This window comes from Citrobacter sp. Cpo089, from assembly GCF_030332695.1.
GTDB classification, from domain to species: Bacteria; Pseudomonadota; Gammaproteobacteria; order Enterobacterales; family Enterobacteriaceae; genus Citrobacter; species Citrobacter portucalensis.
Genome location: NZ_JAOWHJ010000047.1, coordinates 17,893 through 43,580, shown reverse-complemented (window position 1 = coordinate 43,580; position 25,688 = coordinate 17,893). Strand labels below are relative to the sequence as shown.

The window sequence follows — 25,688 nt, the reverse complement described above, 5'->3', positions numbered from 1 at the left end:
TGGCATTTTGCCCAAGTAAGGAGCCTGAAAACAGATCGAATAAACGTAAATTTGCGCTAAAAATGGGCAAGATTTGCACTGTGACGGTGCGCTGGTAGAAGTGACGTTGAATAGTTACTAGATGAAAGTATTTTAAATCAATGGATTAGAATGCGTACAGATTTTGAGGTTTAATCGCAAATTGCGATCTAAATCAAATTTAACAACTAAAGATAAAAAAATTATCGCCGAAATAACATAAGCCGAAAGAGTTAACAACCAGATAACCTGCACAGGACGCAATCATGTCTTCTCATCCCTACGTTAGTCAGCAAAATACACCGCTGGATGATGATATCACCCTCATGTCTACCACCGATTTACAAAGCTATATTACCCATGCGAACGATACATTTGTCCAGGTCAGTGGCTATCAGCTGAATGAATTGCTCGATAAGCCGCACAATCAGGTTCGTCATCCGGACATGCCAAAAGCGGCGTTTGCGGATATGTGGTACACCCTGAAGCAGGGCGAGCCATGGAGCGGGATTGTGAAAAACCGGCGTAAGAATGGCGATCACTACTGGGTGAGGGCCAATGCGGTGCCGATGGTGCGGGAAGGACGCGTGACCGGGTATATGTCGATTCGTACCCGGGCAACTGACGAGGAAATTGCGGCAGTAGAGCCTTTATATAAAGCGCTGAACGAAGGGCGTTGCAACAGGCGTATTCATAAAGGGCTGGTGGTACGCAAAGGCTGGCTGGGTAAACTGCCGGCGATGCCGATTCGCTGGCGGGTACGCAGCGTGATGGCATTCATGTTTGTCCTGCTAGCGGCCACATTGCAGCAGATGGGCGCCGAATGGCCGTTACTGCTGATGAGCGCGTTGGTGATGGTGCTGGGAACGGCTATTTTCGAATGGCAAATTGTGCGTCCTATTGAGAATGTCACCCGTCAGGCTCTGAAAGTGGCGACCGGTGAGCGGAACAGCGTGTCGCATCTTAACCGTAGTGATGAACTGGGCCTGATGCTACGAGCAGTGGGCCAACTTGGATTAATGTGTCGCTGGCTCATTCACGACGTCTCCAGCCAGGTGAGTTGCGTGCGCAGCGACAGCGAAACGCTGGCGAAAGGCAGCGACGATTTAAACAAGCATACGCAGCAGACTGTCGAGAACGTGCAGGAAACGGTGACCACCATGAATCAGATGGCGGCATCGGTGAAACAAAACTCAGAAACCGCCGCCGCGGCCGATAAGCTCTCTATTGCCGCCAGCAGCGCGGCAACGCACGGCGGTGAGGCAATGGATACCGTCATCAAAACCATGGACGATATCGCCAACAGCACCCAGCGGATCGGCACTATTACGACGCTGATTAACGATATTGCCTTCCAGACTAACATTCTGGCTTTGAACGCCGCTGTTGAAGCCGCGCGGGCGGGCGAGCAGGGGAAAGGGTTCGCCGTGGTGGCGGGAGAAGTGCGTCATCTTGCTAGCCGCAGCGCCAGTGCGGCCAATGATATCCGCAAGCTGATTGATGCCAGCGCTGACAAGGTGCAGTCCGGATCTGACCAGGTTCACGCCGCAGGGCGCACGATGGACGATATTGTGGCGCAGGTGCAAAACGTCACTCAGCTGATCGCCCAAATCAGCCACTCCACGCTGGAACAATCGGATGGTCTTTCCAGCCTGACCCGCGCGGTGAATGAGCTGAGCAACATTACGCAGAAAAACGCCGAACTGGTTGAAGAGAGTGCGCAGATTTCCGCGATGGTGAAACATCGCGCGGGCCGTCTGGAAGATGCGGTTACGGTGCTGCATTAATACTAAAAATACAGGCGGAACGTCGGGCATACGGGTTCCGCCTGCTGTGCAGATTAATCCAGCTGAGTAATATCCAGCGCAGCGCGATCGATAATACCGATGATTTTTTTGATCTGCGCATCGCTGGTATCACCATGATTGACGCGTAGATCCAGCACGGCTTTGAAGTTTTCCAGCGCGCGTTTCATCTGTGGATTTTTGCGTAATTCAAAACCCACGCAGCGGGCTTTAATCCGTTCGTGGATATGTTCCAGATGTTCACGGTTTTCATCCAGCCACTGCTGGCCCTGGGTCGTGATCGCAATCTGTTTACGCCCACCTTCCTCGTCGCTGACGGTGATCAGTGCCTGATCCTGCAAGAAATCCAGTGTTGGATAGATAACGCCCGGGCTTGGGGTGTAATTACCCTGGGTCAGGGTTTCAATCGCTTTAATCAGCTCATAGCCGTGGCTGGCGTCGCGGGTCAAGATATCCAGAATCACCAGGCGTAATTCGCCGTGGCCGAAGAACCGCTGACGACGACCACCGCCGCCGCCACGACGATGCCCGCAGCCGTGCTCGTGGTGATGATCTTTGTTACAGCCTTCATGGCGATGTTCTTCACCTTTGCAGCAACCTGCATGGTGTTCGTTGTGGCGGCCTTCGTGGTGATGTCCTTCACCCTTGCAGCAGCCTTCGTGTTGGTGCTCTGTGTGCTTGCAGCAACCTTCATGATGGTTTTGCATCATCGTCTCCTGATGTTATTTAGATATATCTAATTTATATCTAAAAATTATCAGCTTGCAAGTCTATAAAATAATTTTTGTTTAATATGATGATTATTAAGTGTTTTTATGTGGTTGTGATAGCGGGATAATCATAACTCAACTATATCAAAAAGTGCTTGCAATCTTTTTGATTAGCAATCATTATCATTTGAAAATGAGTTTAGATATATCTTATTATTTTCACGAAGGCGAAAAAATGACAACAAACACCTCACGCTACCCGCAGCGCGTTCGCAATGAACTGCGTTTTCGAGAACTTACTGTCCTGCGGGTAGAGCGTATTAGCGCGGGCTTTCAGCGCATTGTACTGGGCGGTGACGCTCTGGACGGTTTTAGCTCACGCGGCTTTGACGATCATACCAAGGTCTTTTTCCCTGAACCGGGCAGCCACTTTGTACCACCTGTCGTCACCGATGAAGGCATTGTCTGGGCTGACGGCGTACGTCCGTTATCCCGTGACTACACGCCGTTGTATGACGAAGCGCGCCATGAGCTGGCGCTGGATTTCTATATTCATGACGGCGGCGTGGCAAGTACATGGGCGATGAATGCCCGCGAGGGTGACAAGCTTACGATCGGCGGGCCGCGCGGTTCTTTGGTGGTACCAGAGGACTATGCGTATCAGGTTTACGTGTGTGATGAGTCGGGAATGCCCGCGTTGCGCCGACGCCTGGAGTCGCTCTGCCGTTTGGCGGTACGTCCGCACGTTACGGCGCTGGTTAGCGTGCAGGATGCGGCGTACCAGGACTATTTTGCCCATCTCGACGGATTTACTCTTCAGTGGTTTATCGGCCATGACGAGCAGGCGGTGAATGAACACTTATCGCGGCTAAGCGTGCCCGCAGACGATTATTTCATCTGGATCACCGGCGAAGGCAAGGTGGTCAAAAACCTGAGTGCTCGTTTTGAAACCGAGGCGTTCGATCAGCAACGGGTTCGCGCAGCGGCTTACTGGCATCAACGCCGTTAATCAGTAATTAGAGGGCGGAACGCCAAACGCCTGGCGGAATGCGTAGCTAAATGCCGCGGTGCTTGAATACCCAACGTCGAGTGCCACGGCGGTTACGCTTTTATTTTTCTTCAGCATTAATACCGATTCAAGTATTCGCATTTTTTGCTTCCAGACGCTGAAAGGCAATCCGGTTTCTTTTTTGAAATGGCGTGAAAAGGTACGGGCAGACATACCCAGATGCTGCGCCCAGTATTCAACAGAATGCTCCAGTGCGGGGGATTCTTGTATTGTTCGGCAGACTTTGGTTAATTCGCGATCCTGCGGCCAGGGTAATACAAAAGCGACTTCCGGGAGTTGCAGAATAATATCGACCAGCACACTAACCAGCTTGCCCTCTTTTGACTGACTATCATAATGGCCTGAAATTGAATTCGTGGCGTAATGAATAAACTCTCTGGCGAAATCACTGATAGCCACTACTTTGCATTCATTGATGCTCTCTTCAAGAAAGCCCGGTTTAATATCCAGATTTTCTAAATACACATCATCTAATGCCCAAACCGCATGCTCCGTATTATTTGGGATCCAAATGCCATAATGCGCCGGGATTATCCAGCACTTACCGGCAACATCAATGCGCATGCTGCCTTTGCGGGCGAAATGAAACTGCATAAAAGAGTGTGAATGCTGCGGTACATGGTGGTTGGCTTCCAGGACATATGAGCGAAAGAATACGTCCTGCGGCAGTTCGGTCATGGAGTTATCTGGGAAGGAGTTCCACTGTTTTTGCGCGAGAGTTTCCATAAATGAATCGTCAATGCTCCCGATGGTGTGTCCGCTGCTCGATAGATCTTGTCCGCGGATCATAATACATACACTCTTTTTTCCATAATAATCTTGCGTAATAATTTTTAGCCCACTTTTGGTAAATACCATGAACTCGCTTTGTTCAGATGCTGTCATCGTCAATGAAACAAATGATAACTGGACCCGAATGGGAAAAGAGCTGCTTTCGCAAGCGGATATCAGAATTAATGGCTCGCGCGCCTGGGACATTCAACTTCATCATACCGGTTTCTTTAAACGGGTATTGCAACAAGGCTCGTTAGGGCTTGGCGAAAGCTATATGGAAGGCTGGTGGGACTGCGAACGGCTCGATATTCTGTTCTGTAAAATCCTGAGAGCAAAACTCGACCAGCAGATGCCAGGTAATCTGAAAGATATTTTACGCATTGCCAGCGCGCGCCTGTTTAATTTGCAGTCACGTAGTCGTGCATGGATCGTCGGTAAAGAACATTATGATATTGGTAACGATCTCTTTGCACTGATGCTTGATCCGCATATGCAATATTCCTGCGGTTACTGGAAAGACGCGACCACATTAGACGATGCGCAAAATGCCAAATTAAAAATGATCTGCGAGAAGCTGCAGCTTAAACCGGGTATGCGTTTACTCGATATCGGTTGTGGCTGGGGCGGGCTGGCGGAATATGCGGCGCGTCATTATGACGTGGCGGTAGAAGGCGTTACCATTTCCAAAGAGCAGCAGAAAATGGCGCAGCAGCGCTGTGAAGGGCTGGACGTTAACATTCTGCTGCAGGATTATCGCGATCTTGATAAACACTACGATCGCATTGTGTCCGTGGGGATGTTTGAACACGTCGGGCCGAAAAACTACGACACCTATTTCAGCATCGCCGACCGTTGTTTAAAACCGGACGGACTGTTCCTGCTGCATACTATTGGTAGCAATAAAAAAGGGATGAGCGTCGATCCGTGGATCAATAAATACATTTTCCCGAACGGCTGCTTACCGGCAATTTCCCATATTGCCGAGGCCAGCGAATCACGGTTTGTGATGGAGGACTGGCATAACTTCGGCAGCGATTATGATAAAACGCTGATGGCCTGGCATGAGCGCTTTAATCAGGCCTGGCCGGAGCTGTCATCACGTTATTCCGCCACCTTCAGAAGAATGTTTAATTATTATTTATGTGCCTGCGCAGGGGCTTTCCGCGCCAGAGATATTGAGCTTTGGCAGGTGCTGTTTAGCCGCGGCGTAGAGGGCGGGATCCGCGTTTATCGTTAACGTTCTGCCGGATGGCGGCGTTGCCTTATCCGGCCTACAAAGGTTTGCACTCGTAGGCCTGATAAGCGAAGCGCATCAGGCACTTATGGCTTAGCCCAATTCACTTTCTGCCAGCGCTTTAAATACCATCGCGACGGCGTGCGCGCCGGGGTCCATATTTCCGAGCAGGCTTTCGCTGCTGAGATACGATGCGCGACCCGCATTGGCTTTACTCGACAAACAGGTTCGTTCGGCTCCCGCTTGCGCGGCGTCGAATGCGGCCTGCAAATTTTTCGGTTGTGCGAGCAGCGAAGTCAGGGCCGGTTGCAGCGCATCAATCATGGTGCGATCGCCTTCGTCTGCGCCGCCGTAAAACTTCATCTGCGCCAGTCCCGTATTCAGGGCTTCGGCAACGTTAGCTCCCTGTTCCAGTTTCTGCCCTGCGGCAGTAAAGAAAATAGACATCAGCACACCGCTGGAACCGCCCATCACCACGGTCAGACGTTCGCCAATCAGCGCGAACAGCGTGGCAAGGTTATCCAGCGGCAACTGCTGACGATGCAGCAGGCTGGCAATTTCCCGCGCGCCTGCGGCAAAGGTTGAACCGGTATCGCCATCGCCGACTTTGGCATCCAGCGCATTAAGATGGGTCTCCAGATCGGAAAGGGTTGTGGTGACAAGTTCCACAATCCCGGCCACCAGAGTGTTCGCCGAAGGCTGGAATTCCACGCGTGCGCTACGCTGAGATGACGGTACACAGCTGATTTCACGCGGTGGGACCGGCGTCGGCCAGTTACTGGTTTCCACCTCGGTGAGCAGCGCTTTTTCGATGCTCTCTTCCAGCACGATGGCCGTCAGTGAAAAGCCTTTCATATCCAGCGCGGTAACCAGCGAGGCCGGGCCAATCAGCCAGTCGATACGCGGATGCAGCGGGCTGCTGGCCAGTTCGCGGGTAATGATGGCCATTTCGGCAACAGAAACGCCGCCAAGATTGTTAATCATCACCGCCAGACGGCCGGTTTCAGGCAGGGCAGCCAGCAGTTTATCCACCATCAGGCTCACCACCTGCGCACTGTTCTGGGTGTCGATAACCGAGGCGCCTGGTTCGCCGTGAATGCCCATACCCAGCTCCGCGTGGCCCAGATGATGACGCGGGGCGGCGTCGGTTTCTTGCGGCAGATGACAGCTGGAAAGCGCAACGCCCAGACTGAAGGTGTTATTGGCCGCGTATTGCGCTTCACGCAGGACGGTGGCGAGGTTGTAGCCGCGTTCGGCAAAATAGCCCGCGATTTTATGCACCAGGATGGTTCCCGCAATGCCGCGCGGGTGTTTGTTATCCGGCAGGGAGATGTCATCGCCGACAATCAGCATTTCGACGTTGTAACCAAGGCGACGGGCTTTCTCGGCGGCAAGACCGAAATTAAGACGGTCACCGGTGTAATTTTTCACGATCAACAAACAGCCCGCCTCACCGGTTACCGCCTGAATGGCGGTCAGTACCGCATCTACGCTCGGGGAAGCGAACACGTCGCCACAGACTGCGGCGGTTAGCATACCTTTACCGATAAACCCAACGTGCGCGGGTTCGTGCCCTGAACCGCCGCCGGAAATGACCGCCACGTTATTTTTGTTGAGGTCACGACGGACCACGATGCGAATGGCTGGATCGCTTTCCAGACGCGCCAGGTTATTCCACGGGCTGGCGATAATCGTACCGTCGATGACGTCGCTTACGAGATGGGTGCGTTGATTAAAAAAGAATTGAGACATAACGGCTCCTTGAGGTTGAGTGTAAGACAAACCCCCGGAAGTATGGTCATGGTGCGGAGGCGATAGAGAGATTCTGGCGAAGTCAGCGTGGAAAAAAACAACGTTAAAATGAGTTTCATTACGGAACGTTGTTATTGTTTTTTGTTCCGAAATGAAACCGAAAAGAACGGGGAACGACCACAATGCGAGCTCGCTCGACTTTTTCCTCTCGCGATGAATGCAGGTCACACGGTACTGTCAGCTTTTTTTTACCGGTATTTTGGCAAGTGAGTGGGTATAAGAGAAAGTGAGATTCGTCTGTGCCGGAGATTTGATGGCAAATGAAAGGATCGGGATCGCAAACCTTATATTTTTTATGGTTAAGCGTTCCAATATGAAACATGTGTCGTTTTTATCTGTTTCATATCAGAACAAAAAGACGAAAGATTTTTTTGTGCACGCCTCGCCATACAGTTATTGCATCGCTCCGGTACCTCCCGTTTTCGCCGTCAGCATCAGGCCAAACAGGTTAACGCCAGGGCTCACCATGTAAAAACATGTACTTATTTGAGGATGAAAGGAATGCTAAAAGTTATTCAATCTCCAGCCAAATATCTCCAGGGTCCTGACGCTTCCACCTTGTTTGGTCAATACGCTAAAAATCTGGCGGACAGCTTTTTCGTGATTGCGGATGACTTCGTGATGAAGTTGGCGGGAGAGAAAGTACTCAACGGCCTGCACAGCCACGACATTAGCTGCCATGCGGAACGCTTTAACGGTGAATGTAGCCATGTTGAAATTAATCGCCTGATTGCCATTCTGAAACAGCACGGTTGCCGCGGTGTGGTTGGGATTGGCGGTGGGAAAACGCTGGATACCGCCAAAGCGATTGGCTACTACCAGAAGTTGCCGGTGGTGGTGATCCCGACTATCGCGTCTACCGATGCGCCAACCAGCGCGCTGTCTGTTATCTATACCGAAGCCGGTGAGTTTGAAGAGTATCTTATCTACCCGAAAAACCCGGATATGGTGGTGATGGACACTGCAATCATTGCCAAAGCGCCGGTACGTCTGCTGGTGGCCGGGATGGGCGATGCGCTCTCGACCTGGTTTGAAGCGAAAGCCTGTTATGACGCCAGAGCGACCAGCATGGCGGGCGGACAGTCCACCGTGGCGGCGCTGAGCCTGGCGCGCTTGTGCTATGATACCCTGCTGGCGGAAGGCGAGAAGGCACGTTTTGCCGCGCAGGCCGGCGTGGTGACCGATGCGCTGGAGCGTATTGTCGAAGCTAACACTTACCTCAGCGGCATCGGTTTTGAAAGCAGCGGTCTGGCAGGGGCGCATGCGATCCACAACGGCTTTACGATTCTGGAAGAGTGCCACCATTTGTACCACGGTGAAAAAGTCGCCTTTGGTACGCTGGCGCAACTGGTGCTGCAAAACAGCCCGATGGAAGAGATCGAAACCGTGCTGAATTTCTGTCAGAAAGTAGGCCTGCCGGTAACGTTAGCGGAAATGGGTGTGAAAGAAGACGTTGACGGCAAGATCATGGCGGTGGCGAAAGCGACCTGTGCAGAAGGTGAAACCATCCACAATATGCCGTTCCCGGTAACGCCTGAAAGCGTACATGCCGCTATTCTGACGGCAGACCTGCTGGGACAGCAGTGGCTGGCGCGTTAATCAGTCGTCGGTAGGTTTTTATCCGGCATCTTCTCCCCTCTGACAGTCTCTGCCGGAGGGGTTGTCTATGGTTAAACAGCGGAAAGGGATATGACGGCGCACACGCATAGCATCGGGAAGGAAGTCTCTTCAGTCATTGCCCAGTCATGGCATCGTTGCAGCAAGTTTATGCAGCGGGAAACCTGGCAGGCGCCGCATCAGGCACAGGGGCTGACCTTTGAGTCGATTTGTCGTCGCAAGACGGCGCTGCTGACGATTGCTCAGGCTGCGCTGGAAGATGCCTGGGAGTTTATGGACGGCCGACCGTGCGCGCTGCTGATTCTGGATGAATCAGCCTGTATTCTCAGCCGTTGCGGTGATCCGCAGACGGTGGAACAGCTGGCGGAGCTTGGGTTTCGCGACGGCAGCTACTGTGCGGAAAGCATCATTGGCAGTTGTGCCCTGTCACTGGCGACGATGCCGGGACAGCCGACAAAAACCTCTGGCGATCAGCATTTTAAACAGGCGCTGCATCCGTGGTCGTTCTGCTCGACGCCGGTCTTCGATAACCATGGTCGACTGTTCGGCTCCATCTCGCTGTGTTGTCTGGTAGAGCATGAGTGCGTTTCTGATTTATCCCTGACGCTGGCGATTGCCAGAGAAGTCGGCAACTCTTTGCTGACCGACAGCCTGCTGGCTGAATCCAACCGCCATCTGAACCAGATGTACGGGCTGCTGGAAAGTATGGATGATGGTGTGATGGCCTGGAACGAACAGGGCGTATTGCAGTTCCTCAATGCGCGTGTGGCGCTGCTTTTGCATCTCGACGCGCAGGCCAGTCAGGGGAAAAATATTCACGACTTGCTCAATCTCCCCATGCTGCTGCGCCGGGCGATCAAACATGCCCGCGGCCTGAATCACGTCGAAGTTACCTTTGAAAGCCAGCATCAGTTTGTTGATGCCGTCATCACCCTGAAACCGATTGTTGAGGAGCAGGGCAACAGCTTTATCCTGCTGCTGCATCCGGTGGAGCAAATGCGCCAGCTGATGACCAGCCAGCTCGGCAAGGTGAGCCACACCTTTGAGCAGATGTCGACTGACGATCCAGAAACCCGCCGCTTGATCCACTTTGGTCGCCAGGCCGCGAGGGGGAGTTTTCCGATCCTACTGTGCGGGGAAGAGGGCGTTGGTAAAGAGCTGCTGAGTCAGGCTATTCACAACGAAAGCGAGCGCGCCAGCGGGCCGTATATCGCCGTGAACTGCCAGCTGTATGCCAACAGTGTGCTGGGGCAGGATTTTATGGGCAGCGCGCCCACCGACGATGAAAATGGTCGGTTGAGCCGTCTTGAACTGGCGAACGGCGGCACGCTGTTTCTGGAAAAAATTGAATATCTGGCGCCGGAGCTGCAATCCGCGCTGTTACAGGTGATCAAGCAGGGGGTACTCACCCGCCTGGATGCCCGTCGGTTGATTCCGGTGGATGTCAAAGTGATCGCCACCACCACGGTTGATCTCGCCAATCTGGTGGAGCAAAACCGCTTTAGCCGTCAGCTGTATTACGCTCTGCACTCTTTTGAGATAGTGATCCCCCCGCTGCGGGCGCGGCGTAACAGTATTCCCTCGCTGATTTATACGCGGCTGAATAGCCTGAAAAAACGTTTTTCATCCAGTCTGAAGATCGACGACGATGCGCTGGCGCAGCTGGTGGCCTATTCGTGGCCGGGCAATGACTTTGAGCTGAACAGCATTATCGAAAACATCGCCATCAGCAGTGATAACGGCCATATTCGGCTGAGCAATCTACCGGATTATCTGTTTGCCGAACGTCCTGGTCTGGAGACGGCGTCTTCACTGCTGCCAGCCAGTCTGACCTTTACCGCTATCGAAAAAGAGGCGATTATCCATGCTGCTCGCGTCACCAGCGGACGCGTACAGGAGATGTCGCAACTGCTGAACATTGGTCGCACTACCTTGTGGCGCAAGATGAAGCAGTACGACATTGATGCCAGCCAGTTTAAGCGCAAGCATCTGGACTAGTTTCTTCAATTCTCGCCATCGAGAACAGCGCGTCTGACAGTCGGTTGATATAGCGTCTGGGTTCATCGCGTAACGTCAGCGTTCTGCTCATCGCGATAAGGACCCGCTCCAGTCGGCGCGCCAGGGTTCGCGCGACGTGTAGCTGTGCCGATGGCAGATTTTTCCCCGGAATAACAAACTCTTTGAGCGGGCCGCTTTGCGCCATATTGCGGTCAATAAGCTGCTCCAGCGCCTGAATATCCTCATCGCCAATACGCTGTTGTAAGCGAGCGAGTCCTTTCTCATCGCTGGCGAGTTCCGCACCCAGTACAAACAGCATCTTTTGCATGTCGTGCAGATCCTGGCGTAGTTCAGCCTGGTGCGTGCTGGCATAGCAGACGCCAAGCTGGGAAATCAGTTCATCCACCGTGCCATAGGCCTCAACGCGGATGTCGTCTTTGTCGATACGGCTGCCGCCAAATAGCGCGGTCGTGCCTTTATCGCCGGTTCGGGTATAGATGCGGTACATTTAATTTATCTCGCTGAAGGGAAGTACTTTAACCAGTTGACCGGCATTAGCACCGAGGACGCGGAGCTGGGCTGCTCCGGCGCGGATATGCCCACGGATCAGCGCCCGATCTTCGGGCAACTGGGCGTGGGTTAACGCAATATCACCCGTGGCGTTAACACCCAGACCGACACGTAGCGTTGAGCTTTTGGCCGCAAGTTTGCTCAATGCCAGCGCGCAGTCATGCTCGTCGCAACAGATTGCCCGGCAAGGGACGCCTTGCTCTTCCAGTCCCCAGCACAGCTCATCAAGCACGCGAGTATCCTGCCAGCGTGAGTGATAAAACAGATGTACGCCCGGTGATGAAAGTGACATTGCGCCCCCTGCGTTATCAGAATGCCTGACGGAAGATCTCGGCAATTTCTTTCTCGTTCCCTTTGCGCGGGTTAGAGAAGGCGTTGCCGTCCTTCAGCGCCATTTCCGCCATGTACGGGAAATCGGCTTCTTTGACGCCCAGATCGCGCAAATGCTGCGGAATGCCGATGTCAGCGGAGAGACGGGCAATGGCGTGAATGGCCAGTTCGGCGGCATCCATGGTGGAAAGTCCGTCAGTATTTTCGCCCATAAATTCTGCGATATCGGCAAATTTCTCCGGGTTAGCGATCAGGTTATAGCGCGCCACGTGCGGGAGCAGTACGGCATTCGCCACGCCGTGTGGCATGTCGTACAGACCGCCAAGCTGATGCGCCATTGCGTGAACGTAGCCGAGGTTGGCGTTGTTGAAAGCCATACCCGCCAGCAGAGAAGCGTAGGCCATGTTCTCGCGAGCTTTCAGGTTGCTGCCCAGCGCTACGGCCTGACGCAAGTTGCGTGCGATCAGGCGAATAGCCTGAATAGCGGCGGCGTCAGTGACTGGGTTGGCATCTTTGGAAATATAAGCTTCCACGGCGTGGGTCAGGGCATCCATCCCGGTTGCGGCGGTCAGCGGGGCGGGTTTGCCGAGCATCAGCAGCGGATCGTTAATGGAGACCGATGGCAGGTTGCGCCAGCTGACAATCACAAACTTCACTTTAGTTTTGGTATTGGTCAGCACGCAGTGGCGGGTGACTTCGCTGGCGGTACCGGCAGTGGTATTCACCGCAACGATAGGCGGCAGCGGGTTGGTCAGGGTTTCAATCCCGGCATAGCTGTAGAGATCACCTTCGTGAGTCGCCGCGATACCGATGCCTTTACCGCAGTCATGCGGGCTACCGCCGCCAACGGTAACGATGATATCGCAATGCTCTTTGCGAAAAACTTCCAGGCCGTCACGCACGTTGGTGTCTTTTGGGTTGGGTTCAACGCCGTCAAAAACCACCACGTCAATGCCCGCTTCACGTAGATGGGCGAGGGTTTTATCTACAGCACCGTCTTTAATGGCCCGCAGACCTTTATCAGTAACCAGCAGCGCTTTTTTACCGCCTAACAGTTTGCAGCGTTCGCCGACAACGGAAATAGCATTGGGGCCAAAGAAGTTCACATTTGGCACCAGGTAATCAAACATACGATAGCTCATAATATACCTTCTTAGATTTAAATTATAATTCAGAGAAACAATTCAGTGCGGTTTCTGCTAATAATCTGTCTTGTTCGACGGTGCCGCCGCTAACGCCAACGGCACCAATTAATTTACCGTTTAATATGACAGGTAAGCCGCCGCCGAAAATAACAATGCGCTGTTGGTTGGTAAGCTGCAAACCATATAGCGAAGCACCCGGTTGTACCGCGTCGGTAATTTCATGGGTGCCCTGGCGCAGGCAGCAGGCGGTATACGCTTTATTAAGAGAGATATCACAGCTGGTGACAAACGCATCGTCCATGCGTTGCATTAGCAGCGTATTCCCGCCGTGATCCACCACGGAAAAGACCACCGGAACGTTGATCTCAAGCGCTTTAGCCTCAACGGCCTGCGCCATTTTTTTTGCAGCCGCCAGCGTAATGGTGGCAATTTGTTGGCTCTTATTCACAATCTCTCCTGAAAATGTTGTAGGGCTGAGGTCACGAAACATATCGCGCAACAGCTATTTTTATCATTGGCTTTACCTTATTTTCTCGCCGTACGTTATTAAGTCAATAGGACGGAAATTTCAGGAATATCAAATTTACCTTCCCGGTTTTGCGTTTATTGATAATGATCATTTAACCTCGTCACAATTAACGATGGATATTCCTGAATTGCGTTTCAATATGGAACGATGTGTTTTTATTAGGTGCCAAATTGGAACGAAATTAATTTTATTTTTTTATTGCTTGGCTCATTTAGAGTTCGGCCATTGCTGATGAAAGGCGAATGTCGGGTGTTGTGTCCCCGGCAATATGGCCCGGCGTCCCTATTTTTTACCTTTTGAGTCAATAAATCATGAGAAGATCAAAACGATTCGAAGTGCTTGCGAAGCGGCCTGTAAATCAGGATGGGCTGATTGGCGAATGGCCTGAAGAGGGGCTGATCGCCATGGAAAGCCCTTACGATCCGGCGTCGTCGGTGAAGGTGGAAAATGGTCGTATTATTGAGCTGGACGGTAAGAGCCGCGCCGAGTTCGACATGATCGACCGTTTCATTGCCGACTATGCGATTAACGTGGCCGAGGCGGAGCGCGCCATGCAGCTCGATGCGCTGGAGATCGCCAGAATGCTGGTGGATATCCATGTCAGTCGGGAAGAAATTATTGCCATTACCACCGCCATCACCCCGGCGAAAGCGGTGGAAGTGATGGCGCAAATGAACGTGGTGGAGATGATGATGGCGCTACAAAAAATGCGCGCCAGACGCACTCCCTCCAACCAGTGCCACGTGACTAACCTGAAAGATAACCCGGTACAGATTGCCGCCGACGCTGCTGAAGCGGGGATCCGCGGCTTTTCCGAGCAGGAAACGACGGTCGGGATTGCCCGCTACGCGCCGTTTAACGCCCTGGCACTGCTGGTGGGTTCCCAGTGTGGTCGCCCCGGTGTGCTGACGCAATGTTCCGTTGAAGAGGCCACGGAGCTGGAGCTGGGCATGCGTGGGCTTACCAGCTACGCCGAAACGGTGTCGGTATATGGCACAGAATCGGTGTTTACCGACGGTGATGACACGCCGTGGTCCAAAGCATTTCTCGCCTCGGCTTATGCGTCGCGTGGCCTGAAGATGCGCTACACCTCCGGCACCGGCTCGGAGGCGCTGATGGGCTATTCCGAAAGTAAATCGATGCTTTATCTGGAGTCACGCTGCATTTTTATCACTAAAGGCGCGGGCGTACAGGGGCTGCAAAACGGCGCGGTCAGCTGTATCGGCATGACCGGCGCTGTGCCGTCAGGGATCCGCGCGGTGCTGGCGGAAAACCTGATTGCCTCAATGCTCGACCTTGAAGTGGCCTCCGCCAATGACCAAACCTTTTCCCACTCCGATATTCGCCGTACTGCCCGTACCCTGATGCAGATGCTGCCGGGTACCGACTTTATTTTCTCCGGTTACAGCGCGGTACCCAACTACGACAACATGTTTGCCGGATCGAACTTCGACGCTGAAGATTTCGATGATTACAACATTCTACAACGCGATCTGATGGTTGACGGCGGTCTGCGGCCGGTCACGGAAGAGGAAACCATCGCCATTCGCAATAAGGCCGCACGCGCCATTCAGGCGGTATTCCGCGAACTGGGCCTGCCGCTGATTAGCGATGAAGAAGTCGAAGCCGCTACTTATGCTCACGGCAGCAAAGATATGCCTGCGCGTAATGTGGTTGAGGATTTGGCTGCCGTGGAAGAGATGATGAAGCGCAATATCACCGGGCTGGATATCGTCGGCGCGTTGAGTTGCAGCGGCTTCGAAGATATCGCCAGCAATATCCTCAACATGCTGAGACAGCGTGTTACCGGTGATTACCTGCAAACGTCGGCCATTCTGGATCGCCAGTTCGACGTCGTCAGCGCCGTCAACGACATCAATGATTATCAGGGACCAGGTACCGGCTATCGCATCAGTGCCGAACGCTGGGCGGAAATTAAAAATATTGCGGGCGTGGTTCAGCCCGGCTCGATCGAATAAGGCGGTACACAGTGGAATGCACAACTGAACGTAAGCCGGTTTTCACCTTACAGGTGAGCGAAGGCGAGGCGGCTAACGCGGATGAACGCGTGGATGAGGTGGTGATTGGCGTCGGCCCGGCCTTTGCTAAGTATCAGCATAAAACCTTGATTGATATGCCGCACAACGCGATTTTGAAAGAGCTGGTTGCAGGCATTGAAGAAGAGGGGTTACATGCGCGGGTAGTGAGGATCCTGCGCACCTCGGATGTTTCTTTTATGGCATGGGATGCGGCAAATCTCAGCGGCTCAGGCATTGGGATTGGTATCCAGTCGAAAGGAACCACGGTGATTCATCAGCGCGATCTGCTGCCGCTAAGTAACCTGGAACTGTTTTCTCAGGCTCCGCTGCTGACGCTGGAAACCTATCGTCAGATTGGTAAAAACGCCGCGCGATATGCACGTAAAGAGTCGCCTTCTCCGGTGCCAGTGGTCAATGACCAGATGGTGCGCCCTAAATTTATGGCCAAGGCCGCGCTGTTTCATATCAAAGAAACCAAACACGTGGTGCAGGATGCTGCGCCTGTCACGTTGCATATTGCACTGGTAAGGGAATGACCATGAACGACAACATCATGACCGCGCAGGATTACCCATTAGCCACCCGCTGCCCGGAGAAAATCCAGACGCCTACCGGTAAGCCGCTAACCGACATTACCCTTGAGAATGTGCTGGCGGGCCGCGTAGGACCACAGGATGTGCGTATTTCTCAGCAAACACTGGAGTACCAGGCGCAGATTGCCGAGCAGATGCAGCGTCATGCCGTGGCGCGCAATTTTCGTCGTGCGGCAGAACTGATTGCGATCCCGGATGCCCGCATTCTGGAGATCTACAACGCGCTACGGCCGTTTCGTTCTTCGTTTGCCGAGTTGCAGGCCATTGCCGATGAACTGGAACACACCTGGCACGCCAGGGTGAACGCCGGGTTTGTCCGCGAATCGGCAGAGGTATACCAACAGAGAAATAAGCTGCGTAAAGGCAGTCAGTGACGGAGGCAGCATGCCGTTAATTGCAGGGATCGATATCGGCAACGCCACTACCGAAGTGGCGTTGGCGCAGGATGGCCGGTTTATCGGCAGCGGGATTGTCGCCACGACCGGGATGAAAGGCACGCGGGATAATATCGCCGGGGTAGTCGCGTCCCTGCAGCAGGCGCTGGATAAAACGCCGTGGTCGCTGCAGGACGTGGCAAAAATCTGCATCAACGAGGCTGCACCAGTGATTGGCGATGTGGCGATGGAAACCATCACTGAAACCATCATTACCGAATCAACGATGATTGGCCATAACCCGCAAACGCCCGGCGGCGCTGGCGTGGGTATGGGAACCACCATCGCTGTGGAGAAGTTGGCAGCGTTGAGCGAGGATCGATTTGCCCAGGGCTGGATACCGTTGGTGGGTGAGGAGATGGATTTCCTTGAGGCGGTTTGGTTTATCAATGAAGCGCTGGATCGCGGTGTCAACGTGGTGGCGGCCATCCTGAAAAAGGATGATGGCGTGCTGGTGAATAATCGCCTGCGTCGGCCAATGCCGGTGGTTGATGAAGTCACTCTGCTGGAGAAGGTACCGGAAGGCGTGCTGGCGGCGGTGGAAGTGGCGGCCCCGGGACAGGTGGTGCGGGTACTGTCGAATCCTTACGGTATCGCGACCTTCTTTGCCCTGACCCCTGAGGAAACGCAAACTATCGTCCCCATCGCCAGAGCGCTGATTGGCAACCGTTCCGCCGTGGTGCTGAAAACCCCGCAGGGCGATGTGCGATCAAGAGTGATCCCGGCGGGTAAGATCTTTATCCGTGGTGAAAAGCGTGGCGGTGAAGCCGACGTAGCGCAAGGCGCGCAGGCTATTATGCAGGCGATGAGCGCCTGCGCGCCCGTGTGTGATATTCGTGGTGAAGCAGGCACGCATGCAGGCGGCATGCTGGAGCGGGTGCGTAAGGTGATGGCCTCGCTGACCGGTCATGACATGAACACGGTGCATATTCAGGATCTGTTGGCGGTCGATACATTTATTCCGCGCAAGGTGCAGGGCGGCATCGCCGGAGAGTGTTCAATGGAGAACGCCGTGGGCATTGCGGCGATGGTGAAAGCCGATCGTTTACAGATGCAGGCCATCGCCAGTGAGCTGAGCGTCCGGTTAAACACTCTGGTTGAGGTTGGCGGCGTGGAGGCCAACATGGCTGTAGCGGGGGCGTTAACAACACCCGGATGCGCCGCACCGCTGGCGATCCTCGACTTAGGCGCAGGATCTACCGATGCCGCCGTCATCAATAGCGACGGCGTAGTGAAAGCGGTACATCTGGCCGGCGCGGGGAATATGGTCAGCCTGTTGATTCAAACTGAGCTGGGCTTAAGCGATGCATTTCTGGCGGAGGAAATTAAAAAATACCCGCTGGCAAAAGTGGAGAGCCTGTTCAGCATTCGCCATGAGAACGGTGCGGTGGAGTTTTTCCGCGAACCGCTCAGTCCGTCAGTATTCGCCAAAGTGGTGTACTTGAAAGAGGGCGAGCTGATCCCGGTAGATAACCAGACTTCGCTGGAAAAAATCCGTCTGGTGCGCCGACAGGCTAAAGAGAAGGTTTTTGTGACCAACTGCCTGCGCGCGTTACGCCAGGTGTCACCCGGAGGCTCTATTCGCGATATGACGTTCGTGGTGCTGGTAGGCGGTTCTTCGCTGGATTTCGAAATCCCGCAGATGATCACCGATGCGCTGGCGCATTACGGCGTTGTCGCCGGGCAGGGCAATATTCGAGGTACCGAAGGGCCGCGTAATGCGGTGGCAACAGGACTGGTTTTAGCCGGAGAAGCAAAAAAATAGCGCAGAAAACAGCCGCGCAAGCGTTTAGCTGCGGGGTAAGTCAAATAAAGGCGATGTTCTCTTTGATATCCCGGCGGAGTTGGGTACATAGTATAAATGTGTCTCTCACGTGGTTAATTTTAAGGATAAGAGCATGCCAACAGCAATTGAGAAAGCATTGGATTTTATTGGTGGTATGAACACTTCGGCGTCAGTACCCCATTCAATGGATGAAAGTACCGCTAAGGGAATCTTAAAGTATTTGCATGACTTAGGTGTGCCAGCGAGTCCGGAAGTTGTGATGGCACGGGGGGAGCAAGAGGGATGGAATCCCGAGTTCACGAAAAAAGTGGCCGGATGGGCAGAGAAAGTCGCCTCCGGTAACCGCATCCTTATCAAGAACCCAGAGTATTTTTCAACCTATATGCAGGAGCAGCTCAAAGAGCTAGTGTGAGCTGACTATCGAATTAAACTCTAACGGACGTTTCCATCTAAGGATGGCGGCGTCCAGAAGGATTGCTACATGCTGCTTATTGAGCAGACATATCTAAACGAAAGATTAATAAAAAAGGACCTGCGATTTCTCGCAAGCCCTTGTGATTTAGTCGCCCCATCTGGATCTGAACCAGAGATCGGGCGGGTTACAACATTAGCCGGTCCCTAGAGGATTTGCCATTTCACTTATTCTGGCTCGGCCAGACGGTATCTGCCCGTTTTATCAGAATTTGATCGTCACCTGATTCCCGACAACCCAGGCATCTTTAATCTCCTCAATTCCTCCCGGATGGGCGAGTAACTGGATGTTAGGACGCACAGTTAGCCACGGAGTAAAGCGAAAACTATAATGCAGCTCTGCGGCATATTCGGATTTGCGAACCGGTACATACAGAGGATTATCATAATCAACGATCCCCCGCATTTGGTTCAAAAGTTCCGCCCGACGGGCTACTCTTTCATTAGCATGCATTTTGCTTACGCCGAAACTGATAAAGTCCTGCGGACTACTGAGGAAAGGGCCTTTATAAATGGCACCTATCTGAACCTGATAGTCCATTGTCGCCGTATTTTTATCATTCATAGCCAAATGCCCGAACAGGCTCAGGCCATTTTCCCGACTGCTGTTTGTTTGAGTAACTTGTTGACCGACATACAGATAACCTCCGTAACGCCCTCCGTGACGCCGCGCAGCCTGGTGAGTGAGAACATAGGGATCGCCATTGTCGTCATCCAGTACATCATTCGCGTCTGCCGTGTTATACCATCCCCCGATTTTCCAGACGCCAGGGAGTTTTGCCGCGCCGAAAGTGGGGAGGTATCCCAATTCCAGAAGATACATGTACCCCAGATGCCCGGTTCCATCCAGCTCGAAGCTTCCGTGTCGGGTGGCGTAATTAGGGTTATATTGAAACGCACCAGCTTGAACGTAAAGGGCGGGCTCAGGACTATATTTGAGGCGCGTTCCCCACTGACCGATAGGCGTGTTATACCAGACACCACTGCCATGTCCGGCTAAAGAACCACAAAGCGACAGGTTCTGAAAGTAACAGCCACTGTTATCGAAATCCTCGCCTTGCGGCATCAGGCCCACTTTGATATCAAGCTTTTTATCCCACCAGGATTTTTTGAACCAAAACTGTGTCGCATGTAAGGTTTGGCCCCGACCATAATTACTTTGTACCCCAGAGCCTATTACCGACGCGCGCGGATCCTGCAGCCGATCCTGGGTCAGATCTCTACCATTACGATTATTCACCGATGCTTTAAATTCACCGTCGCGAATACCAAAGACCTTTTCCAGATCCATATCGACGCCGATAATATACTGGTCACTGTAACGCAGTGTCTTATCGCGATCATAACCGCCGGAAATATTGGTAGCAGTCATCGATCCATATTCCAGTGTAAAATTATAGCCACGATTACGTAATTCCGTACGCACTCCTCCCCACTCTCCGGTCATATTTTTCGTTGTTGGAGAAAAGAGTGTATCGTTAGCCATTGCCAGTAAAGGGTATAGTGAAATCAGCAGCATCATGCCGCTATTTATGCATTTGTTCATGTTTTTCTCCGCCCACAGATTATGCAGGGCTATGGGCTATTCCCGATAATGCGTAATTGAATCAGCCGACTACGCCGACCTTCTGTTGGATGGGGCCCCTGTTATTCCGGAGCCACTGACCGTCTATGGCGACAGCTCTTCTAATGATTTTCCTTTTGTTTCAATGGCAAAAAGCCAGGTAATCAAACCGCCAATCAGTGCAATAACTGCGAAAGTGACAAACACAAAGCGGATACCGAATCCACTTACAATAAAACCAACCATCAGTGGGCCAATGGATGAACCAGCGCGTAGCCATGCACTGGACCAGGCGGTGCCAATGGCACGCAAACGGGTGGGGTAAAGTTCAGCGGCATAGAGATAAAGCGAAAAGGCGATGGTCTGAAGAATGGCGTAGGTCAGACTTCCCAAAATAAGAATTTCAACAGCAGATTTCGCGCCCATTACAGAAAGAGTAACCAATGGAACAATGGCCAATAGAAATGCCCATGTATACCAACGCTTACGTCCGACACGGTCAATCATTAAGGCGCAAATCACCGAAGCAACTACGCCGCAGGAAGAGGTGATCCATCCGTAGGCCAGGCTGGTATCGAGAGAGAGGTTAAACCAGGTTTTATAGAGGGTCGGGAACCAGGTGATCATTCCGTTGTTGACGCTGTAAACCGTCAGCCACAGTCCCCACAGCATAAAGGTTCGGGCTTTATAGATACCGCCGAAGAGAGCTTTTACCCCTTCAGGCGCCGCTTTTTGAAGCGCAGGGGGGCTAATTTCAGGCTCGGGTAATGACATCCCACGCTTAATAACCTCAGATTCCAGCGTGGATACGATGCTGTTCGCTTCCTTTAACCTACCTCTTGAGGCCAGCCAGCGCGGGGATTCAGGCATCAGCCAGCGTAGTGGGACGGTTAGCGCAGAAGGAACTAATCCAATCAAAAACATTACCTTCCATCCATAGATGGGGACAAGAAAATACCCCACTAACCCCGCAAACATCATTCCGATTGGGAAAATCACCTCATACAACAAAAAGAAACGCCCACGCTTTTTCGCTCCTACAAATTCATTGATATAGGCGCTGGCTACGGGAACCTCTGCACCGATCCCCACCCCCTGCAAAAAGCGAATAATAAGGATTGACCAGCCGTTCCATGCAAACAGGCAAGCCGCATCCATCAAGACGAACATGACGATGGTGATGCGTAACACGCCGATACGGCCTATTTTTTCCGCCAGAGAACCAAAAAATAGTGCGCCGCACAGTTGGCCTACATAGCTAGCCGCAATAATAAGACCGACAAATGTTGGTGTCAGTCCCCACTCCTGAGTGAGCTGGGGGAGGGCAAATGCGATTGCAATAATGGTATAGGCATCGAAAAAAGTAGATAGGCCGACGATAACGCGGATCGCCTTGAGCCGTCGGGTGATGGGAAGACGTTCCAGCCTTGCCAGCAGTGCTTCTGATGTCACTGTGTCGCTGGCAACAGCGTAATTTGAAGCAATAACCTGAGTGGACATAGTATTACCCTGTTAAAGGTTGTCTGGGGCATACACGCAAGTTTCTGAATAACAATAGGGAACGCCCCTTGTTCACATGACGTGTTGCGTATGATGCTGTCTGAATTCGTTTGTGGTAACGTTATTGCAATCGATTTCACTCTCAGCTAATCCTTTGCTGGATTAGATGCTAAGTCAATTACGCTAGTTGTATAATTGTCGAGCAGTTCACAATCTGAAAAAACTCACCAGAAAAAAGTAAGTTGTGAAGACAAAGCAAAATGAATGAACGGCCAGTTGGGCGTAACCAGACAAAGTGAAGTACCATTCTTTTGTCCTGGCGAAGTTTGACGTAAGATCTTCTCACCCTTGGTGCGCAAGATGGTATCTGTTAAACGGACAACACGAATTATTACCCGCATTGATGAGTTGGAGCAGCAGATGGACCAGGAAAGTGAACTGAATGATTTGCAGGAAAAGAAGCTGGCAACAATGCGGGATGTCGCTCGCGTTGCGGGCGTTAGCGTTTCGACCGTTTCGCGGGTACTTGATGAAAGATTGCCCACCTCGCGCAGCGCTTCAGCAGATAAAATTCGCCAGGTCGCGAGAGAGCTGGGCTACCGTCGAGACTATGTAGCTTCCAGCCTGCGGCGTGGCGATACCGGGACGCTTGGCGTCCTGGTTCCAAGGCTAACCGATGCCGTCACGGCGATGCTTTTTGAAGAGATAGCCAGAGCTGCAGCCAGAAGAGGATATTTCGCGATTGTTGCGACCTGCGGTGACAGTCAAGAACAGGAGAAAAAGGCCGTTGAGTCTCTGCTGGATCGCAGGGTGGATGGGTTGATCATGTCGACTTGCCGACTGGACGATCCTTTACCGCAAACACTGCGCGAACGGAATATTCCGCATGTCCTGGCGTTACGTACAGATGGTTTTAGCCCCTCTTCAGTAGGGGACGATGAGCTTGGTGGATATCTGGCAACCCGCCATCTGATCGATTTAGGCCACCGTGACATTGGTTTAATTGGTGGCCCCGATTTTGCCTCCAACGCCCGCAACCGTAGTAAAGGCTTTGAACGGGCAATGCGGGAAGCCGGGTTGAGCATAAGAGAGGAATGGTGCTGCCATTCTGATTTTAATATCGCATCCGGAGAGGAGCAGGGAATAAAAATTCTCAGCACACGTCATCGCCCAAGCGCGCTGTTTGCCGTTAATGACGAACTCGCAATTGGCGTACTGGCGGCAGCGCACCAGCAGGGTCTGATGATTGGAGAAGATCTTTCTCTCGTGGGATATAATGATATTCCGCTGGTGAGCCGATTACCTGTGGCACTGACCTCGGTCAGAACTCCGCTTGAGCATATCGCCAGTAACGCGGTTGATATGTTATTGAATCCAGAGGTAAACAATAACATCAGGATTACCACACCTTCTCTTATCCCTCGTAAGTCTACCTCATCTCCACGTAAATAATTCGACTGAGATCCTCACTGGCTTTCTCACAGGGAGCCAACCAGGGTTGCACAGCCATAACGGATCTCATCTCGGGTGCAAAATGCGTTTGTTTGTGATCTGTGTTGTATTTTTGACCACAATGGCGTTGACGATTTAATTTTTGAGGTTCATTGTCAATGAAGTGAAAACGATTGCAGAAACGATTTCACTCTCGTTTCAACGATCACTGAATTGCAATTTATTTGCTTATTTATCAAGGGGATATTTATGATCAACATCGATTTAAGAGGTTTGACTCCAGCTCCGGTTACACCATTCACTCGTGATGGACGTGTAGACTATGATGCCATTCAGCGTCTTGGCAGTTGGCTGGGCAGCATCGACGGCGTGAAAGGTTTGGTGGTTTTAGGACACGCAGGGGAGGGTACCTTTCTTACTCAGGAAGAGCAGGCGAATGTGATCCGCGCATTTGTTAAGTCTGTTGATAACAAGCTGCCAATTATTGCCGGTATTACCGGTGAAGGGACCGAAGTAGCGGCATTAGAAGCTAAACGCGCTGTTGCCGCCGGCGCATCTGCGGGTTTGCTCTACCCTTCTCACGGTTGGCTGCGTTTTGGTTATCAGGACGGTGCTCCTCAGGACCGCTACCGCGTTGTTTATGAAGAGAGTGGTTTGCCGCTGATTCTTTTCCAGTACCCGGATGTTACTAAAGCCACCTACAATCTGAAAACACTGTTGGATATCTCCGCACAACCGGGCGTATTCGCCATGAAGAATGGTGTGCGCAATATGCGCCGTTGGGATACTGAGATTCCGGTAATTCGTCGTGAACGTCCGGATCTGCAAATTTTAAGCTGTCATGATGAGTATCTGTTGCATACTGCCTTTGATGTTGATGGCTTCCTGGTTGGCTACGGTAATATCGCACCTGAACCGTTAATTGAAATGATTAAGGCCGGTAAGGCGGGCGATTACGTTAAAGCGCGTCAGCTACACGATCGCCTGCTACCTGTAACCAAGAGTGTTTACCACCGTGGTTCTCATATGGAAGGTACAGTTGCGCTTAAACATGCTCTGGTTGCACGCGGGATCCTTGAACATGCCACCGTTCGTTCTCCTCTACTGCCGCTAGAAAATGGCGCAGAGAAAGAAATTCATGATGCAATGCGTGCAGCTGAGCTGGGTCGTGTCAGCTAATTTGCTCTGACCCTCCTGTTAATCCGCAATATAGAACTTAGTTTTACTGTATTGCGGATATTTTGTTACTTCGCCTCGGGTTATATCAATATCTATTTTCAATAGCACTGAGGCTTTCACCTATCTATACCCAAGGTGATTTATGAAACTACTTAGCTTTAGCCTTCATGATAAAAAGAAATATGGTCTGGCGATCCCCGGCGGCGTTATTGACCTACAGGTTTTATTTCCACAATATAAAACTCTGCGTGATTTTATACCGCACCTTCATCTTCTTGATAATTTGCCACTGTCAGATAAAAAAGCGGATTACTCATTTGACGAGATCACTTTCCTGCCGGTCATTACTGAACCGAAAAAAATAATCTGCGCAGGCACAAATTATCGCGATAAAAAAAATTCGTCTGCCGAAAAGCCTTCTAATCCTGTGTTATTCATTCGTTTTGCTGATTCACAGACCGGGCATCTGACTCCGTTACTCAAGCCAGAATGCAGCAATGAGTTTGATTTTGAAGGTGAAATGGCGTTGGTAATTGGTCGCGAAGGACGCAATATACCTTTGCAGGAGGCGCTGCATTATGTTGCTGGCTATAGCTGCTACATGGATGGCTCGGTGCGTGACTGGCAGCACACTTGGTTTACCGCTGGGAAAAACTGGCCAGCAACCGGTGGCTTCGGCCCCTGGCTGGTGACTGCGGATGAAATCCGAGACCCGCAAAATCTGAATATTACTACCCGGCTCAATGGTCAGACGGTACAGCAGGATAATACGAGCAGTATGGTTTATACAATCGCAGAGTTAATTGCGTATATCAGTATGTTCAGCGTGCTCTCTCCTGGAGATGTGATCCTGACCGGTACACCCGGCGGGATCGGAAAAAAACGCACACCACCACTTTTTATGCATGCCGGAGATAGTGTTGAAGTAGAGATTGATCAGATTGGATGCCTGATTAACGTAGTGTGCAGTGATGCCACGGTAACGCAATAAGTTTTCATTCAAGCTATTTACATCCAGAGGCATATTGAGAGAGCTGTTGCCCGGCGGCCAGGACTTAC

At 52.1% G+C, this 25,688-nt stretch carries 22 protein-coding genes; 13 read left to right on the top strand and 9 right to left on the bottom strand.

Going from position 1 to position 25,688, the window contains the following annotated elements; translation table 11 throughout:
• The first annotated feature begins 284 nt into the window (after positions 1–284).
• Positions 285–1,805 (top strand): methyl-accepting chemotaxis protein, encoded by a 1,521-nt coding sequence (locus tag OGX92_RS08560; RefSeq protein ID WP_063941807.1) that lies wholly within the window; start codon positions 285–287, stop codon positions 1,803–1,805.
• 53 nt (positions 1,806–1,858) lie between these two features.
• On the opposite strand, the gene OGX92_RS08555 is transcribed toward OGX92_RS08560, so the two are convergent.
• Positions 1,859–2,533, bottom strand: a complete 675-nt coding sequence (locus OGX92_RS08555) for a PadR family transcriptional regulator (protein WP_164562466.1) — start codon at positions 2,531–2,533, stop codon at positions 1,859–1,861.
• A gap of 235 nt (positions 2,534–2,768) precedes the next feature.
• Between OGX92_RS08555 and OGX92_RS08550 the strand changes: the two genes are divergently transcribed.
• Positions 2,769–3,542 (top strand): siderophore-interacting protein, encoded by a 774-nt coding sequence (locus OGX92_RS08550; protein WP_003828523.1) that lies wholly within the window; start codon positions 2,769–2,771, stop codon positions 3,540–3,542.
• Here OGX92_RS08550 and OGX92_RS08545 read toward each other — a convergent pair whose 3' ends face one another.
• A complete protein-coding gene (locus OGX92_RS08545) occupies positions 3,543–4,391 on the bottom strand; it encodes a helix-turn-helix domain-containing protein (protein ID WP_003828520.1) in 849 nt (282 codons plus the stop codon). It lies immediately after the preceding gene.
• 67 nt (positions 4,392–4,458) lie between these two features.
• On the opposite strand from OGX92_RS08545, the gene cfa reads away from it, so the two are divergent.
• Positions 4,459–5,613 (top strand): cyclopropane fatty acyl phospholipid synthase, encoded by a 1,155-nt coding sequence (gene cfa / locus OGX92_RS08540; RefSeq protein WP_286586437.1) that lies wholly within the window; start codon positions 4,459–4,461, stop codon positions 5,611–5,613.
• Between the two features lie 90 nt (positions 5,614–5,703).
• On the opposite strand, the gene OGX92_RS08535 is transcribed toward cfa, so the two are convergent.
• Positions 5,704–7,362: a glycerone kinase gene (locus OGX92_RS08535; protein WP_267440822.1), complete on the bottom strand. Its 1,659-nt coding sequence runs from the start codon at positions 7,360–7,362 to the stop codon at positions 5,704–5,706.
• A 561-nt stretch (positions 7,363–7,923) separates the two neighbouring features.
• Here OGX92_RS08535 and OGX92_RS08530 point away from each other — a divergent pair.
• Both OGX92_RS08530 and dhaR read left to right on the top strand, forming a co-directional pair.
• The gene (locus tag OGX92_RS08530; RefSeq protein WP_003024745.1) at positions 7,924–9,021 is read left to right on the top strand and encodes a glycerol dehydrogenase; all 1,098 of its coding nucleotides are present in this window, start codon (positions 7,924–7,926) and stop codon (positions 9,019–9,021) included.
• Between the two features lie 90 nt (positions 9,022–9,111).
• On the top strand, positions 9,112–11,037 hold the full coding sequence (gene dhaR, locus OGX92_RS08525) for a dihydroxyacetone kinase operon transcriptional regulator DhaR (RefSeq protein WP_286586436.1): 1,926 nt from the start codon (positions 9,112–9,114) through the stop codon (positions 11,035–11,037).
• Here the strand turns inward: dhaR and OGX92_RS08520 are convergent.
• Genes OGX92_RS08520 through OGX92_RS08505 form a run of 4 tightly spaced genes read right to left on the bottom strand, consistent with a single transcriptional unit; the run spans position 11,015 to position 13,530 of the window.
• Positions 11,015–11,545: a cob(I)yrinic acid a,c-diamide adenosyltransferase gene (locus OGX92_RS08520; protein WP_003828509.1), complete on the bottom strand. Its 531-nt coding sequence runs from the start codon at positions 11,543–11,545 to the stop codon at positions 11,015–11,017. The genes dhaR and OGX92_RS08520 overlap by 23 nt on opposite strands.
• Entirely contained in the window at positions 11,546–11,899 is a 354-nt protein-coding gene (locus OGX92_RS08515; RefSeq protein WP_286586435.1) for a glycerol dehydratase reactivase beta/small subunit family protein, read from the bottom strand.
• 16 nt (positions 11,900–11,915) lie between these two features.
• Positions 11,916–13,079, bottom strand: a complete 1,164-nt coding sequence (dhaT, locus tag OGX92_RS08510) for a 1,3-propanediol dehydrogenase (protein WP_003024734.1) — start codon at positions 13,077–13,079, stop codon at positions 11,916–11,918.
• 22 nt (positions 13,080–13,101) lie between these two features.
• Positions 13,102–13,530, bottom strand: coding sequence for a GlcG/HbpS family heme-binding protein (locus OGX92_RS08505; protein WP_003828504.1), 429 nt, complete (start codon positions 13,528–13,530; stop codon positions 13,102–13,104).
• Between the two features lie 392 nt (positions 13,531–13,922).
• Between OGX92_RS08505 and OGX92_RS08500 the strand changes: the two genes are divergently transcribed.
• From OGX92_RS08500 to OGX92_RS08480, 5 genes are all read left to right on the top strand, one after another.
• Entirely contained in the window at positions 13,923–15,590 is a 1,668-nt protein-coding gene (locus tag OGX92_RS08500; RefSeq protein WP_003828502.1) for a propanediol/glycerol family dehydratase large subunit, read from the top strand.
• Positions 15,591–15,601: 11 nt separating this feature from the next.
• The gene (locus OGX92_RS08495) at positions 15,602–16,186 is read left to right on the top strand and encodes a propanediol/glycerol family dehydratase medium subunit (protein ID WP_003828500.1); all 585 of its coding nucleotides are present in this window, start codon (positions 15,602–15,604) and stop codon (positions 16,184–16,186) included.
• A 2-nt stretch (positions 16,187–16,188) separates the two neighbouring features.
• The gene (locus OGX92_RS08490; protein WP_003828498.1) at positions 16,189–16,617 is read left to right on the top strand and encodes a diol dehydratase small subunit; all 429 of its coding nucleotides are present in this window, start codon (positions 16,189–16,191) and stop codon (positions 16,615–16,617) included.
• Positions 16,618–16,627: 10 nt separating this feature from the next.
• A complete protein-coding gene (locus tag OGX92_RS08485) occupies positions 16,628–18,442 on the top strand; it encodes a diol dehydratase reactivase subunit alpha (RefSeq protein ID WP_149281697.1) in 1,815 nt (604 codons plus the stop codon).
• Between the two features lie 109 nt (positions 18,443–18,551).
• Positions 18,552–18,875 carry a DUF1889 family protein gene (locus OGX92_RS08480; protein WP_001573898.1) on the top strand — a complete coding sequence of 108 codons (324 nt, stop codon included), beginning with the start codon at positions 18,552–18,554 and terminating at the stop codon, positions 18,873–18,875.
• Positions 18,876–19,139: 264 nt separating this feature from the next.
• On the opposite strand, the gene OGX92_RS08475 is transcribed toward OGX92_RS08480, so the two are convergent.
• Entirely contained in the window at positions 19,140–20,480 is a 1,341-nt protein-coding gene (locus tag OGX92_RS08475; RefSeq protein WP_286586434.1) for a carbohydrate porin, read from the bottom strand.
• Positions 20,481–20,603: 123 nt separating this feature from the next.
• A complete protein-coding gene (locus OGX92_RS08470) occupies positions 20,604–21,998 on the bottom strand; it encodes an MFS transporter (RefSeq protein ID WP_206160152.1) in 1,395 nt (464 codons plus the stop codon).
• Positions 21,999–22,418: 420 nt separating this feature from the next.
• Between OGX92_RS08470 and OGX92_RS08465 the strand changes: the two genes are divergently transcribed.
• The 3 genes from OGX92_RS08465 (at position 22,419) to OGX92_RS08455 (ending at position 25,620) form a co-directional block, all read left to right on the top strand.
• Complete coding sequence (locus OGX92_RS08465) at positions 22,419–23,450, top strand: LacI family DNA-binding transcriptional regulator (protein ID WP_110496792.1); 1,032 nt, start codon at positions 22,419–22,421, stop codon at positions 23,448–23,450.
• Positions 23,451–23,699: 249 nt separating this feature from the next.
• The gene (locus OGX92_RS08460; RefSeq protein WP_199981231.1) at positions 23,700–24,629 is read left to right on the top strand and encodes a dihydrodipicolinate synthase family protein; all 930 of its coding nucleotides are present in this window, start codon (positions 23,700–23,702) and stop codon (positions 24,627–24,629) included.
• Positions 24,630–24,771: 142 nt separating this feature from the next.
• A complete protein-coding gene (locus OGX92_RS08455) occupies positions 24,772–25,620 on the top strand; it encodes a fumarylacetoacetate hydrolase family protein (protein ID WP_206160153.1) in 849 nt (282 codons plus the stop codon).
• Positions 25,621–25,688 lie beyond the last annotated feature (68 nt).